The organism is Erythrobacter sp. RANMB8 (assembly GCF_056848235.1).
Genome location: NZ_JBREHG010000005.1, coordinates 1 through 14,027, shown reverse-complemented (window position 1 = coordinate 14,027; position 14,027 = coordinate 1). Strand labels below are relative to the sequence as shown.

At 65.3% G+C, this 14,027-nt stretch carries 19 protein-coding genes; 11 read left to right on the top strand and 8 right to left on the bottom strand.

Annotation, left to right across the window (positions count from 1 at the left end):
* Positions 1-18: 18 nt before the first annotated feature.
* Positions 19-465: a CopD family protein gene (locus tag ACU0AG_RS08720; protein ID WP_482781885.1), complete on the bottom strand. Its 447-nt coding sequence runs from the start codon at positions 463-465 to the stop codon at positions 19-21.
* Between the two features lie 4 nt (positions 466-469).
* Positions 470-1,486: a uroporphyrinogen decarboxylase gene (hemE, locus tag ACU0AG_RS08715; protein ID WP_482781884.1), complete on the bottom strand. Its 1,017-nt coding sequence runs from the start codon at positions 1,484-1,486 to the stop codon at positions 470-472.
* 325 nt (positions 1,487-1,811) lie between these two features.
* Here hemE and ACU0AG_RS08710 point away from each other — a divergent pair, with 325 nt between their 5' ends.
* The 10 genes from ACU0AG_RS08710 (at position 1,812) to ACU0AG_RS08665 (ending at position 8,424) form a co-directional block, all read left to right on the top strand.
* Positions 1,812-2,657, top strand: a complete 846-nt coding sequence (locus ACU0AG_RS08710; protein WP_482781883.1) for a pyruvate, water dikinase regulatory protein — start codon at positions 1,812-1,814, stop codon at positions 2,655-2,657.
* Complete coding sequence (locus ACU0AG_RS08705; RefSeq protein WP_482781882.1) at positions 2,654-3,256, top strand: Maf family nucleotide pyrophosphatase; 603 nt, start codon at positions 2,654-2,656, stop codon at positions 3,254-3,256. The genes ACU0AG_RS08710 and ACU0AG_RS08705 overlap by 4 nt, the downstream gene beginning before the upstream one ends.
* Entirely contained in the window at positions 3,253-4,134 is an 882-nt protein-coding gene (gene aroE, locus ACU0AG_RS08700; RefSeq protein WP_482781881.1) for a shikimate dehydrogenase, read from the top strand. The genes ACU0AG_RS08705 and aroE overlap by 4 nt, the downstream gene beginning before the upstream one ends.
* Positions 4,131-4,715, top strand: coding sequence for a dephospho-CoA kinase (gene coaE / locus ACU0AG_RS08695; RefSeq protein WP_482781880.1), 585 nt, complete (start codon positions 4,131-4,133; stop codon positions 4,713-4,715). Before aroE ends, coaE begins: the two co-directional genes overlap by 4 nt.
* Before the next feature lie 63 nt (positions 4,716-4,778).
* Positions 4,779-5,483: a DNA polymerase III subunit epsilon gene (gene dnaQ / locus ACU0AG_RS08690; protein ID WP_482781879.1), complete on the top strand. Its 705-nt coding sequence runs from the start codon at positions 4,779-4,781 to the stop codon at positions 5,481-5,483.
* A gap of 61 nt (positions 5,484-5,544) precedes the next feature.
* The gene (gene hpf, locus ACU0AG_RS08685; protein ID WP_482781878.1) at positions 5,545-6,111 is read left to right on the top strand and encodes a ribosome hibernation-promoting factor, HPF/YfiA family; all 567 of its coding nucleotides are present in this window, start codon (positions 5,545-5,547) and stop codon (positions 6,109-6,111) included.
* 160 nt (positions 6,112-6,271) lie between these two features.
* The gene (locus ACU0AG_RS08680) at positions 6,272-6,733 is read left to right on the top strand and encodes a PTS sugar transporter subunit IIA (RefSeq protein WP_482781877.1); all 462 of its coding nucleotides are present in this window, start codon (positions 6,272-6,274) and stop codon (positions 6,731-6,733) included.
* 16 nt (positions 6,734-6,749) lie between these two features.
* Positions 6,750-7,226 carry a PaaI family thioesterase gene (locus ACU0AG_RS08675; RefSeq protein WP_482781876.1) on the top strand — a complete coding sequence of 159 codons (477 nt, stop codon included), beginning with the start codon at positions 6,750-6,752 and terminating at the stop codon, positions 7,224-7,226.
* A 2-nt stretch (positions 7,227-7,228) separates the two neighbouring features.
* Positions 7,229-7,570, top strand: coding sequence for a DUF1491 family protein (locus ACU0AG_RS08670; protein WP_482781875.1), 342 nt, complete (start codon positions 7,229-7,231; stop codon positions 7,568-7,570).
* A 197-nt stretch (positions 7,571-7,767) separates the two neighbouring features.
* Complete coding sequence (locus tag ACU0AG_RS08665; protein WP_482781874.1) at positions 7,768-8,424, top strand: cell wall hydrolase; 657 nt, start codon at positions 7,768-7,770, stop codon at positions 8,422-8,424.
* 97 nt (positions 8,425-8,521) lie between these two features.
* Here the strand turns inward: ACU0AG_RS08665 and xth are convergent, their stop codons facing one another.
* The 3 genes from xth to ACU0AG_RS08650 form a co-directional block, all read right to left on the bottom strand.
* Positions 8,522-9,316, bottom strand: a complete 795-nt coding sequence (xth, locus tag ACU0AG_RS08660) for an exodeoxyribonuclease III (RefSeq protein ID WP_482781873.1) — start codon at positions 9,314-9,316, stop codon at positions 8,522-8,524.
* 132 nt (positions 9,317-9,448) lie between these two features.
* Positions 9,449-9,781 (bottom strand): HesB/IscA family protein, encoded by a 333-nt coding sequence (locus ACU0AG_RS08655; protein ID WP_482781872.1) that lies wholly within the window; start codon positions 9,779-9,781, stop codon positions 9,449-9,451.
* Positions 9,782-9,820: 39 nt separating this feature from the next.
* Positions 9,821-10,252, bottom strand: coding sequence for a CBS domain-containing protein (locus tag ACU0AG_RS08650; RefSeq protein ID WP_482781871.1), 432 nt, complete (start codon positions 10,250-10,252; stop codon positions 9,821-9,823).
* A 138-nt stretch (positions 10,253-10,390) separates the two neighbouring features.
* Here ACU0AG_RS08650 and ACU0AG_RS08645 point away from each other — a divergent pair, with 138 nt between their 5' ends.
* Complete coding sequence (locus ACU0AG_RS08645) at positions 10,391-10,702, top strand: hypothetical protein (protein WP_482781870.1); 312 nt, start codon at positions 10,391-10,393, stop codon at positions 10,700-10,702.
* A gap of 129 nt (positions 10,703-10,831) precedes the next feature.
* On the opposite strand, the gene ACU0AG_RS08640 is transcribed toward ACU0AG_RS08645, so the two are convergent.
* The 3 genes from ACU0AG_RS08640 to ACU0AG_RS08630 form a co-directional block, all read right to left on the bottom strand.
* Positions 10,832-11,245 carry a (2Fe-2S) ferredoxin domain-containing protein gene (locus ACU0AG_RS08640; RefSeq protein WP_482781869.1) on the bottom strand — a complete coding sequence of 138 codons (414 nt, stop codon included), beginning with the start codon at positions 11,243-11,245 and terminating at the stop codon, positions 10,832-10,834.
* Positions 11,242-13,398 carry a dipeptidyl-peptidase 5 gene (locus tag ACU0AG_RS08635; protein ID WP_482781868.1) on the bottom strand — a complete coding sequence of 719 codons (2,157 nt, stop codon included), beginning with the start codon at positions 13,396-13,398 and terminating at the stop codon, positions 11,242-11,244. Before ACU0AG_RS08635 ends, ACU0AG_RS08640 begins: the two co-directional genes overlap by 4 nt.
* A 62-nt stretch (positions 13,399-13,460) precedes the next feature.
* Complete coding sequence (locus ACU0AG_RS08630; protein ID WP_482782050.1) at positions 13,461-13,952, bottom strand: DUF2497 domain-containing protein; 492 nt, start codon at positions 13,950-13,952, stop codon at positions 13,461-13,463.
* Between the last annotated feature and the right edge of the window lie 75 nt (positions 13,953-14,027).

Genomic DNA, 14,027 nt, shown 5'->3' with positions numbered 1-14,027 from the left:
CGACGGGCGCGCGGTGCCTCAGAACGGTTTCAGATAGACCAGCAGCACGATCACGATCAGCAGCAGGCCCGGAACTTCGCCGATCATGCGCAGCTGCTTTTCGCTCAGCGGACGTTCCCCCCGCGCCATCTTCTTGGTCTGCCCGACCAGCCAGCCGTGGTAACCGGTCAGCGCCAGCACCAGCGCCAGCTTGGCATGCAGCCACCCGCCATTGCTGAAATGCCCGCCTGCAATCGCCATCGTCAGCCCCAGCACCCAGACGATGATCATTGCCGGGGTGAGGATGATCTTGCGGAGCTTGCCCATGCGGGTCGCCCACTTGGCCTCACCTTCGGAACCCGCCGCGTGATCGAGCATGTAGATGCACTGGCGCGGCAGCATGAACAGCCCCGCCAGCCAGAACACCATGAAGATGACATGGCCCGATTTGAGGAACAGATAGATCGACAGCAGCGTGTCCTGCACAGGCTTAACCCCTTAGCGCGGCGAGCAATTCCTCGACATGCGCAATCGGCGTGAACTGCCCGATCCCGTGGCCGAGGTTGAAGACATGCGGGCGATCCTCGAAAGCGGCGATGATGGTCTTGACCCGCTCGGCCAGCGCAGGGCCGCCCGCTTCGAGCAGCAGCGGATCGAAGTTGCCTTGCACCGGCATGCCCTGCGGCAGGCTCTGGTGTGCCCACACCGGATCGAGCGTCTCGTCGAGGCCGACCGCGTCCACCCCTGTCTCGCGGGCATAGGCGGGCAGCTTGGCCCCGGCGCCCTTGGGAAAGCCGATGACCGGCGTATCGGGGTGCGTTTCCTTGAGCTTCGCGGTGATCGCCGCATTGGGCGCGACGACCCATTTCTCGAACTGGTCGGGCGCAAGGCTGCCGGCCCAGCTGTCGAACAGTTGCACCGCTTCCGCGCCCGCATCGATCTGGCCGCGCAGATAGGTTACCGAAACATCGATGATGGCATCGATGATCGCCTGCAAATGCGCCGGATCGCGATAGGCCAGAAGCCGCGCCGGGCCCTGATCCTTCGACCCCTCGCCCGCGATCATATAGGTCGCAACCGTCCAGGGGCTGCCCGCAAAGCCGAGCATCGTCACCGCCGGCCCGATCTGCTGGCGGGTAAGGCGCACGGTTTCGTACACCGGCTCGAACCGTTCGAAGGCGGGCGTGAAGGAATCCAGCCCAACCTCAAGCAGCGTCGGCGACAGGTGCGGACCTTCGCCAGCCTGGAAGGTCAGCCCCTGCCCCATCGCGTGCGGTACGATCAGGATGTCGGAAAACAGGATCGCGCCATCGAAGCCGAACCGCCGGATCGGCTGGACAGTGATCTCGGCGGCTGCCTCACTGTCGTAAACCAGTTCGAGAAACCCGCCCTTTTCGGCGCGCAATTCGCGGTATTCCGGCAGATAACGCCCAGCCTGTCGCATGAGCCAGACGGGGGCGACGTCCTGACGGACACCTTTGAGCGTATCGAGAAGCGGACCGGGCATAGGGTTCCTTAAAACAAATCAATTCAAATTATAAAGAGACTGATGGAGTCTGTTGGCCCTGTGGAAAGCGGGAATTACCGGCCTCTGTCCGATTACCCCCAGTCTCCCCCTGTGACTCAAGCCCCCACCGAATCCGCACGGATTGGACGTCAAGCCAGCTTTATCCCCACTATTCCCAGCCTGTCGACAAAACTTGTCCCGTGTGGGCAAATAGCCTTGCGAAAAGGCCGGGAGCGGGCATGAAAATTGCTCCCCTGCTTGTTAGCCCCGCCCTCCCATGGTTTATGCGGCAATCTGTCCACAGGCGTCCGAACGAACTCTCCGCATGAACCGACTCAACCTGCACCTTGTATCGGATTCGACCGGCGAGACGCTGGAAATGATCGCCAAGGCGGCGCTGGCGCAGTTCGACAACCCAAGCGTAAACCGCCATTTCTGGCCGATGGTGCGGTCTTTGCAGCACCTCGACCGGATCGTGCCCGATCTCGCTGCGCATCCGGGGCTGGTGCTCTATACGCTGGTGAACCCCGAAACCCGCAAGCGGCTGGAGGAGCATTGCCGCCATCTCGGGCTTCCGGCCGTGCCCGTGCTCGACCAGGTGACCGCCGCGCTGGAGGCGCAGCTGGGGCAGGAAGCCCATGGCCGCCCCGGTCGCCAGCACATGATGGACGAGACCTATTTCAAGCGCGTCGATGCGATCCAGTACACCATCGCCCATGACGACGGCCTCGGCCACGAGGAGTGGGAGGAGGCCGATATCGTGCTGGTGGGCGTGTCGCGCTCGTCCAAGACGCCGACCTCGATCTATCTCGCCAATCGCGGTTACAAGGTCGCCAATATCCCGCTGGTGGTGGAAAGCCCGCCGCCCTCGGCGCTTTACCGCCTGCGCCATCCGCTGGTGGTGGGGCTGACGACGTCGCCGGAACGGCTGGTCCAGATCCGCCGCAACCGGCTGCTGTCGCTCAACGAAGCAACCGAGACCGCCTATGTCGATAATGACCGGGTGAAGGCCGAGCTGCAATTTGCCCGGCGGATGTTCGGCGATAATGGCTGGCCGGTGATCGACGTCACCCGCCGCTCGATCGAGGAAACCGCCGCCGCGATCATCCGTCTGGCGCAGGAGCGCGAGCGGCGACCCGCACAGGTCGACGGAGTTGACAAGCCGATATGACTCTGGCCGATATGACCCTGATCCTCGCCAGCAAATCGGCCTCGCGCCGGGCGATGCTCGATGCGGCGGGCGTAGCCTACCATAGCATTCCCGCCGATATCGACGAACGCGCGGTCGAGGCCGGGCTTGAAGGCGCTGGCCCCGCCGAGGTGGCGGAAGCGCTGGCCGTAGCCAAGGCGGCTGCGGTTGCCTCGCTGCACCCACAAGCCCTTGTGCTGGGTTCGGATTCGCTGGTGGTGTGCGCCGGCCGCCGCTTCGACAAGCCTGCTTCCCGCGATGAAGCCGCGGAGCATCTGCGGTTTTTCTCCGGACAGGTGATGGAGCTTCATTCGGCTGCCGCTCTGGTGCGCGGCGACGGGTGCGCGTGGAGCCATGCCAGCCTTGCGCGCCTGCATGTGCGCGAACTCTCGGAGGAGTTTATCGCGCATTATCTGGCGCTTGAATGGCCAGCCATCGGCCATACCGTAGGCGCCTTCCGGATCGAGGGGCCGGGGGTGCAATTGTTCTCGGCGATCGAGGGCGACCAGTTCACCGTGCTCGGCATGCCGCTGCTGCCCTTGCTGGGGGCGCTGCGCGAGGAAGGGGTGCTGATCGCATGACCCGCCCCCTTCGACAGAGCTCAGGACAGGCCTATGCCGAGGTGATCGGCGATCCCATCGCCCAGTCCAAATCCCCGAAAATCCACAATTTCTGGCTCGAGAAGCTGGGGATCGATGCCGAATACCGCGCCTGCCATGTCAGAGCCGATGAGCTCGCCGATTACCTCCGGCAGCGCCGCGATGACCCCCTGTGGCGCGGGTGCAATGTCACCATGCCGCACAAGCAGGCCGTGATGCCGCTGCTGGATCATATCGAGGCGCCGGCTGACAGCATCGGCGCGGTCAACACCATCCTGCCGGGGGGCAAGGGCGGGCTAAGCGGCACCAACACCGATGCAAGCGGGTTTCTGGAGCCGCTGAAGGCGGTGCTGGGCCAGACGCACTATTTCCGCATGGCCCGCATCATCGGCACCGGCGGCGCGGCGCGGGCGATCATCGCGGCGCTGGCGGGGCAAGGCTTCACACTGGTGGTCGCCGGGCGCGATCCGGCCAAGGCCCGCGCCCTGCTCGACGAACTTGCCCCCAAGGGCGAGCACCATGCGATCCATCTTTCGCACTTTGCCGATCCGACCGATTTTGCCTTCGATGACCGCGAGGGATGCTGCGATCTGGTGATCAATGCCTCGTCGCTGGGGATGCAGGGGCAGGCCCCCCTCGCCTTCGACTGGAGCCACGCGCCGCCCGGTGCCATCGCCTATGACATCGTCACCGCCCCGCTCGACACCGCGTTCCTGCAAGGCGCGGCGGCCAGGGGCCACCGCACCATCGATGGCCTTGCCATGCTGATCGGGCAGGCGGCGGTCGCCTTTGAGCGCTTCTTCGGCGCCGCGCCCCCGCGCGAGCGTGACAGTGAACTCCGGACCATCCTGACGCAATGACGCAACCGAAGATCATCGGCCTCACCGGCTCCATCGGCATGGGCAAGTCGACCGTCGCGCAGATGTTTGCCGAGGCCGGAATCCCCGTCTTCGATGCCGATGCCGAAGTGCGCGCCATGCAGGGGCCGGGGGGCGAATTGCTCCCCGCGATCGAGGCCGCCTTTCCCGGCAGCACCGGCCCCGATGGCGTGGACCGCGACCGGCTGGGCCATCAGGTCTTTGCCGACAAGGAAGCGCTGCACCGTCTGGAAGCGATCGTCCACCCGGCGGTGGCGGCCAAGCGCGCCGCGTTCCTCGAACAGCATCACGACAAGCGCGCCGTGGTGTTCGACATTCCGCTGCTGTTCGAGCGCGGCGGGCACGAAGCAGTCGATACCATCGTCGTCGTCTCCGCCCCCGAAGCCGTGCAGCGCGCCCGCGTGCTCGCCCGTCCGGGCATGACCGAACAGAAGTTCGAACACATCTTCGGCCTGCAACTGCACGATTCGCACAAGCGCGAACGCGCCGATCACGTGATCGATACCGGCACCTCGCTGGAAGAAACCCGCGCCCAGGTCGCAGCGCTGATCGCCACGTTGTGATTGCGTCATTTTGATTGCAGCCAGCGCTTGCAAGTCACCCGACTTGGGCAGATAGTCCGGCAAATGCGTGAAGTGATCTTCGATACCGAAACCACCGGGCTCGATCCCAAGACCGGGGATCGCATGGTGGAAATCGGGTGCATCGAGATGATCGGCCGGGTTGAAACGGGCCGCACCTTCCACGCCTATTTCAACCCCGAACGCGACATGCCGCCCGAGGCGGAACGGGTGCACGGCCTGTCTGCCGCCTTCCTGGCGACCAAGCCAAGATTTGCCGACAGCGCGGACGAACTGCTCGAATTCCTCGGCGATGCACCGCTGGTGGCGCATAATGCCGGGTTCGATTTCGGCTTTCTCAACAACGAGCTGGAGCTGATCGGGCGCGCACCGATCAGCATGGAACGGATGGTCGATACCGTCGCCATCGCCCGCAAGAAGCACCCCGGTTCCAAGCTCAGCCTCGATGCGCTGTGCACCCGCTACGGCATCGATCGCTCGCACCGGGTCAAGCATGGCGCGCTGCTCGATGCCGAACTGCTCGCGCAGGTCTATGTCGAACTGACCGGCGGTCGCCAGATCGGGCTTGGTCTGGTCGATAGCGATCCGGCGGGCGATTCCGCCACCACCACCACCACCAACGCGCCCTGGCACCGTCCGGCCACGGACAAGCCCCGGCGCGAACCCCGCCCTCATGTTGCCAGCCCGGAGGAGCTGGAACGCCACCGTGCATTCATTGCCGGGATCGACAACGCGATCTGGAACCGCTGAGGGTTCAGCGGTCCACGATCAGACACGGGATCGTCATCATTGACGGGAGGACTGACAGCTTATGGATATTCGGATTTCCGGCCACCAGATGGAAACCGGCGCAGCCTTGCAGGAACATGCGGCTGACCGGTTGGGCACAATCGTCGACAAGTATTTCGACCGCGCGCTGTCATCCCATGTCACCTTCGGCAAGGCGCCCGCCGGGGCCTTTACCTGCGATATCGTCACCCATGTGATGCAGGGGCTGATCCTGAAGGCGCAAGGCAGCGCGCAGGATGCCCATATCGCGCTGGATGATGCGGCAGCGAAGATCGAAAAGCAGCTGCGCCGCTACAAGCGCCGGCTGACAGATCGCCACCAGCAGGCCGATCACGCCCGCAACGAGGAAGAGGCCGCCTACACCATCTTCGCCGTCGAGGAAGACGAGGAAGAAGAGGTTGTTGCCGATGCCCCGCTGGTGATCGCCGAAACCCGCGTCGACATTCCCACCGCCACTGTCGCGGATGCGGTGATGCTGATGGACCTGCGGAACACGGGCGCGCTGTTTTTCAAAAATGCTGGCACCGGCAGGCATAATATGGTTTATCGGCGGGCCGATGGTTCGATCGGATGGGTCGAACCGAAATAGAGCCGCGTTGGCCTTCCGCGATTGCCGGAAGGCCGGCGTCCAAAGGTTCAGGCGGCGGTAGCAGGAGGGGCTCACCGCCCCGGCCCGGCGATGCTGTTCCAGCATATCCGGTCCGGATATTCGCCGCACAAGGGCGCAGTTTATCGGGATCATCAACACAATGGACGTCAACCTAGCCCTATCTCCGAAGGCGATCGCGTTCGCCCGGCTGGACAGCAAGCCGAAGGTGCTGGCGCAGACCGCGCAGCTGCTCGCCGATGCCTACGGGCTGGATGCGGGCGAGGTGCTCGAAAACCTCGAAGCGCGCGAGGCGCTGGGCAGCACCGGCTTCGGGCGCGGGGTGGCGATCCCGCATTGCCGCAGCAAGGCCGTGCGCCGTCCGTCGCTGGCGCTGATCCGGCTGGAGCAGCCGATCGATTTCGCAGCCGCGGATTCGCGCCCGGTCTCGCTGGTGTGCGGGCTTGTCTCGCCGGAGAATGCGGGGGCGACGCACCTCCACGCGCTCGCGGCGATCTCGCGCCTGACGCGGGACGAAACGATGCTCCAGATGCTCGCCGATGCCCCCACCACCGAGGCGGTCTATGGCTTGCTGACCGATCAGTTCCTGCGCGACGCCGCGTGATCTGCAACGCTGTGTGATGCCGGTGAGTGACGAGAATTCATCCGCAACCGGTGCCGATCAGCATTACCGTGCGCTGGAACGGCTCTATGCCTCGGCGCCGATCAATCGCAAGTTTGCCAGCACCTTGCACATTCCGGGCGAGGGCTTGTCGCGGCTGACCTTCACCGTGACCCCGGAAGATTATCACGCGGCGGGCGCGGCGCACGGGACGATCTATTTCAAGATGCTCGACGATGCGGCCTTCTATGCCGCCAACACGCTGGCGACCGACCGCTTTCTGCTGACCACCAGTTTCAACCTGCACTTCACCCGCCCGGTGCGCGAAGGCACCGTGGTGGCCGAGGGCCGCTGGGTGACCGGCAAGCGCCGCGTCTTCGTGGCCGAGGCGCGGCTGGTCGATAGCGAGGGCGAGGAAATCGGGCGCGGCACCGGCACCTTCATGCGTTCGCGCATGGCGCTCTCCAGCCTGCCGGGCTACGTGGCGGACGTGTAGCGGTGGAGGGCCGCCTGCCCGCCCACCTCGAAGCGAGTGCGATCATCCGCCTCGCCGAATCGCAGGGCGGGTTCGCCGCAGTGCTCGCCAAGGGGGAACGGGACACGGGCACGATCCTGGTCGTAACGCAGTGTCGCGGCAGCGGCGCGGTGCTTTACGAAAGGATGCCGCAGCTTGACGGATCGCGCACTTATGTTGCTGCAAAGCGGGAAAATCCTGAAAACCGGCAGGAATTCACCGATTATCTGGCCCGTCGTCGCCAGCAGGATGCCGATATCTGGCTGATCGAGGTGGACATCGCGGATCCCGAACGCTTCGTCGCGGAATTGAACGACTGGCGTTGACCTGCGCGGCGATGGGGCTAACGGCCCGCCGCAACCTCTGAAGCGCAGGCTGGCAGGGCGGCAATCCGGCCGTATCGACCAGCACGCAGACGGGGAGCGGCCGGCAGGCTTCTTCGAACCCCCCCACATCGCCAAACGATCTGGATCAAGGTTCCCGCCTGCGACGGAGCGCGCTCACCGCCCGATTTGTAGAGTTCATGAGTCGCAAGACTGCCACGATTGTCGCGATTGCCGGACTGGCTTTCGCAACCACGATGTTTCCCGGCGGCTCCGATGCCGTCGCTCTGGCCCGGGCAGCCGATAAACAGTCCGCCGTGACCGATGTGGTCGATGATGCGGAACTGGTGCCTGAAACCCCGATCACCTTCGTATCCGAAGCCGTGGTGCAGCCGCTCGCGCCCGCGCCTGCGCCTGCCGCGCCGGTTCTGACCGAGGCGGGTTCGCTTGCCGAGCTGGTCGGCATGGTCGATACCGGCCAGACCCTCACCGAAGAGCTGCACTGCCTCGCCGGCGCGGTCTATTTCGAGGCTCGCGGCGAGCCGCTGACCGGCCAGCTGGCTGTGGCGCAGGTGATCATCAACCGCACCGAAGACGGCCGCTTCCCGCGCTCCTATTGCGGCGTCGTGTCACAGCCGGGGCAGTTCTCGTTCATGCGCGGCAACCGTATGCCCGCGATCCGCACCGGATCACCCGCCTGGGCCCGCGCCGTGGCCATCGCCGAAATCGCGCACAAGGGCCTGTGGGAATCCGAAGCGGGCGAAGCGGTGTTCTTCCACGCCCGCTACGTCAAACCCGGCTGGAGCCGCACCAAGACGCGCCTCGCCCAGATCGACACGCATATCTTTTATCGCTGATCGCTCATCCTCGCCGCTGTTCGCCCTTCGGGCGAGCGGCCGCGGGCGGGCGGTCGCCCTTGCGGCGCTGCGCGCCGGTCATCGCCCTAAGGCTGGGTCAGTTTCTGATTTTCACCCAAACAGGCGTGTGGTCGCTGGCCTTTTCGCGTCCGCGATAGGCCTTGTCGACGCCGCAGGCATCGAGCCGGTCGGCGCATTCGGGTGACAGCAGGATGTGGTCGATCCGGAAGCCGTGATCGCGCTGCCATGCACCGGCCTGATAGTCCCAGTAGGTCCACACGCCCCCACGCGGATTGTGGGTGCGGATCGCGTCGGTCCAGCCATCATTGAGCAGCCGCGCATAGGCGGCGCGTGATTCGGGCTGCATCAGGGCATCGTCCGCCATTGCCTTCACCGACCACACGTCGTTGTCTTCGGGAATGACGTTGAAATCGCCGAGCACCACGGCGGGCACTTCCTCGGCACGGATCGCGGCCATGCGCTCGCGCAGCTTTGCCATCCACGCCAGCTTGTAGGTGAATTTCGGCCCCGGATGGGGATTGCCGTTGGGCAGATACAGGCAGGCGATCCGCACGCCCGAGACATCGGCTTCGAGATAGCGCGCCTGTTCCTCGTCGCCTTCGTTGGGACCGGGGATGCCCAGCCCGCGCTGCACTTCGGCAAGGGTGTATCCGGCGCGGGTATCGACGAGGATCGCGACCCCGTTGAAGCTCTTCTGTCCGTGCCAGATCGCCGAATAGCCGATCGCCTCGAAATCGCCCGCGGGGAAGCCTTCGTCCTGCGTCTTGATTTCCTGCAGGCAAGCGACCGCGGGGCGCGTTTCCTCAAGCCATTCGATAAGGCGCGGGCCGCGGGCCTTGATTCCGTTGATGTTGAAGGTGGCGATTTTCATGGGGCTACCTCGTCATTGCGAGCGGAGCGAAGCAATCCATCGACCAGCGTTTCCGCCTGAGGCGAGGCCTGTCCATGGATTGCCGCGTCGGCCCTTGCGGGCCTCCTCGCAATGACGGGGCAAGAGATCAACTCAAATCCCGAAGCTGGCCCCGCAGCCGCAGCCTGCGGCGGCCTGCGGGTTTTCGACCTTGAAGGCCGCGCCGCCCAGCGATTCGACGAAATCGACCGTGCTGCCCGCGATCAGATCGAGGCTGACCGGATCGACCACCAGCTTCACGCCATCGGTTTCGGAGACGCTGTCATCGGCATCGGGGGCATCTGCCAGATCGAACTTGTACTGGAAGCCCGAACACCCGCCGCCTTCGACCGCAAGGCGCAGGATCGCCGGGCGCGACTGTTTCTGCGCGATGAAGGCCACGCGCTTGGCGGCGGACGGGGTGAGGATCAGGGGCTCGGCGCTCATGGTCACAATCTAGGGCGCGCGGGCGCAATCCTCAAGCGGTCACACCGCCTGGATATAGTTGCGCAGCGCCTCGGCCTCGTGCTGCACCTCGTCCATCTTGTGCTTCACCAGGTCGCCGATCGAGATGAACGCCACCAGCGCGCCATCCTCGACCACCGGAAAGTGGCGGAAACGGCGGCGGGTCATCATGCCCAGCGCCTCGTCGATCGTGGTCGAAGGTTCGACCGTGACCGCAGGCGATGTCATGATCTGTTCGACCGGCAGATCGAGGCACGCGCCCCCGTGATCGGCAAGGCGGTAGATCACGTCGCGTTCGGACACGATGCCGACCACGCGGCCATCGCGCAGCACCGGCAGCGCGCCGATGCGTTTGCTGGCGAGCGTGCTGACGACCTGCGACACGGGCGTCGCAACGTCGCAGGCGATGATGTCGGATGGGCCGCGCTGGGCGATGATTCGAGCGATGTTCATGACGACTCCCTCTCTATCGGATGAGGAAGGTGACATGTTTCCCGCCAAAAGGCGAATCCGCATGATTGCGCGGCGTGAGGGCTGACTTGCACCCTTTGCGCGTTGCCAATCGTGGCGGCGCAGGCCATGGCTTGGGCCATGACCCGCAAATCTCCGCTCGATGACCCTGTGAATGCGGCCCACGCCTGGGCGCGCTATCGCCAGATCATGAAGCTGCTGCTGGCCGCAACCGTGCTGGTGGTGGCCATCGCGATGGGCCTGCTGTTTGCCTATAACGGCATGGTCTCGGTGCATTTCTACATCGCCGTGGCGCTCGGCATCAGCCTGACGATGCTGCTGGGCGGGGCGCTGATGGGGCTGGTGTTCCTTTCGAACGGCACCGGCCACGATGAATCGGTCGATAACCAGATGCCCGCCAAGGACGAATTCTGGAGCCCGAAAGAGGATTGAGGGGCCGTCGCGCCCCGTCCCCGTTCGTGTCGAGCCCTTCGGCAGGCTCAGGATGAACTGCCGACATACTGTCGTCAGTCGAGACACCTTGCGCACCGGCCTCTCGACTACGCTCGAGGCGAACGGAACCTATTGCGCGGGCATCAGCCGGAATTCCTCGACCGGCACTCCGCCGACCAGATGTTCCTGAATGATCCGCTCCAGCACCGCGGGCGAGCAGGAATGATACCACACCCCGTCCGGCCACACGACCGCGACCGGCCCCGCCGCGCAGATTTGCAGACAATCCGCCTTGCTGCGCTGCACCCCGCCGCCCGGCCCGCGATTGCTGTCGGCGGTGCGCTGCGGGCCGACCAGCCCCAGTTCCTTCAGGCGTGATTTGAGAAAGCCCCACGCCTCCTCGCCCGCCTCGCGCGAACAGCATTTCTGCTTGTCCGATACCGCACACAGCATGATGTGGCGGGTGATCGCGCTGGCCTTGGCCGGATCGCCGTAATGCTTGGCGAGCGAGGTTTGCGCCGAGAGCAGTTCCTGCCGGCTCATTCCGGCTTGTCCGCCTTCAGCCAGCGGCCCAGCCATGCGAAGACGGTGTTGTGCCATTGCAGCGAGTTCTTGGCCTTGAGCACCCAGTGGTTTTCATCCGGAAACACCAGCAATTGCGCCGGAATCCCGCGTTCCTGAAGCGCGGTGAAGGCGCCCAGCCCCTGCGTGTAGGGGACGCGGAAATCCTTTTCGCCCAGCACCACCAGCATCGGGGTCTGCCATTTGCCGACATGGTTGACCGGGTTCCACTTCTCGTAGGTCTCCCGCGCCTGTTCATAGGAGCCGCCGAAATCCCAGCGCGGGAACCACTGTTCCTCGGTCGAATAGGCAAAGGCGCGATTGTCGAACAATCCGTTGTGGTTGACGAGACAATCGAAGCGGTCGGGCCACTGCCCGGCGATCCAGTTGATCATGTAGCCGCCATAGCTCGCCCCCATGGCGCAGGCGCGGCTGCCATCGATCTGCGGGTCGAGCGCGAGGGCGGCGTCGAGGCCCTTTTGCAGGTCTTCGAGCGGCTTGCCGCCCCAGTCCTTGTTGATCGCATCGGTGAAGGCCTGCCCGTATCCGGTGCTGCCATGGAAATCGACCGAGATCACCGCATAGCCCTGGCTGGCGGTGACGCGAGGGTTCCAGCGGGTCGACCAGCTGTCGTTGAAGCTGCCCTGCGGCCCGCCGTGGATATAGAGGATTGCGGGGATCGGGCCGGTCTGGTCGGCGAGCCGGGTGATCTGGCCCCACACCGTGTCGCCATTCGCGCCGGCAAAGCTGAAACGGCGGGTGACGATATTGGCGCGCTTGCCCATCAGGGTGGTGGCGACATCGGTCAGCGGGCGGGCCTGCGCGCCGCCATCCGACAGGAACAGCTCCGCCGGATTGCCGAGCGAATCGCGGGTGAACAGCAGCCGCCCGCCGGGCAGGGCGGCAAGGTTGCCGATATGCGCCTCGTTGCCGGCCATCAGGTTGAGTTCCGTCACCGCGCCGGTGGCGATGTCGATGCGGAAGGCGGGGGTATCGAGCACCTTCTGCGCGGTGGCGATGAGGTGCTTGCCATCCGTGCTCCACGTCAGGCTGCCGAAACTGAGATCGGTGTCCGCTGTCAGGTTGCGGGCCTTGCCGGTCTTGAGGTCGAGCAGTTGCACCGCCAGCCTGTCCGCCTCGTAAGTCGGGCGGGCCATGGCGAGCCATGCCAGATAGCGGCCATCGGGCGAAGGCACGGGGGTGGTGTCGGTGGCTGTGTTGCCATCGGTCAGCAGCACCGGCGCTGCGCCCTTGAGATCCGACATATAGATGTCGAGATTGGTTGATGTGGGCTCGGCCGCATCGGCCTTGCGCGCGGTGAAATAGAGCGCCTTGCCATCGGGCGCGAAGGCCACTTCCTCCGCGCCGCCGAAGGGCATGGTGGGGCTGTCGGCGACGAGGCCGGTGGCGGGATCGGTGCCGTCAACCGGAACTTCCGCGCCCGAAACGCGCCCGTCGGTCAGCGGGGCGACGAAGATGCGGTTGTGGGTGCCGGGGGTCTCCCAGCTGTCCCAGTGGCGCACGAAGCCGTCTGCTGCGTCATACAGCCGGCCGGTGCCCGGGCCGGGCAGGTGCTTCGGCTTGGCATCGGCGCAGCCGAATTTCGGGCAATCGCGGGGCAGGGCGGCCCACAGGGCGATCGCCTTGCCATTGGGCGCGAGTTTGAAGCCCTCGATCCCGGCGTGGGGATAGCCTGCAACCAGCTGCGGCGTGCCGCTGATGCCCGCCTTGGTCAGGCCGACCCGCCACACCCGCCCGCGCGCCTCGACCCCCTCGCCATCGGGATGTTCGCTGCTGAGGAAATAGAGCTGCCCGTCCGCGCCGAACACCGGATCGGACGCCGCGATCCCGAAATCGAGCGCCACCGGCGCAGCCCCTGCCGCAGTCAGATCGAGCAGGTAGAACGCGGTGCTGCGCGCCAGGCTTTCGGGATCGGTGGTGGTGACGCTGTAAACCGCCAGCGTTCCGCCCGCGTTGACCGCAGGCGCACCGAGGCGGGGCAGGGTGACGAGATCCTCGGCGCTCATCGGCGGGGCAGTCACGCCCGGAACGGCGGGCGCTTCCTGCGCGGCAAGCGGAGCGGCGAACAGGGCGGCGACGGCGACTGACGCGCCGGAGATCATCAGCTTGTGCATGATGGCGGGATTAGCCCGCCTTATGCCGACGCGCCAGTGCTGCAAAGCGTGGGTGGTGCAGCCTAGGGACGCTTGCCGACGATCCGCGCGATTTCCGCCTGCACCAGCTTTTCGACCATGCCCGGCAGATTGGCTTCAAGCCATTGTGCCAGCATCGGGCGCAGCAATTCGCGGGTCAGCCCTTCCAATGAGGTCTCGCCCGAACGCACGATCTGCGGCCGCGCACCGGGCTCTGCCAGCATCGCCAGTGCGGCGAGGTTTTCGTGCATCGCATCGCGCACGGTATCGGCAATCAGCGGCGCATCTTCGGCTTCGACCGGCGGCAGCGGTGCGGTGTCTTCGGGGGCGCATTCCATCTCGGCAAGGTCGAGCACCTCGTCTTCGTCACGCACCACATGGGCGCGGGCAGGCTCGGCCCGGTCCGCAAGGACATGATCCGACACGCTTTCGCGCCGGCGCCGGGTTTCCATCGCCCCGGCCCGGTTGTCGCGTGCGATCACCTTCTTGATCGATTCGAGAATCTCCTCGACCGAAGCCTCGCCGTCCTGCGCCATCATATGCCCCATATTCCCTGTTCCCGGCCTGTCCCGAATCGGGACCGGTTTCATTCGCCGGGCTGCAACTTCGGC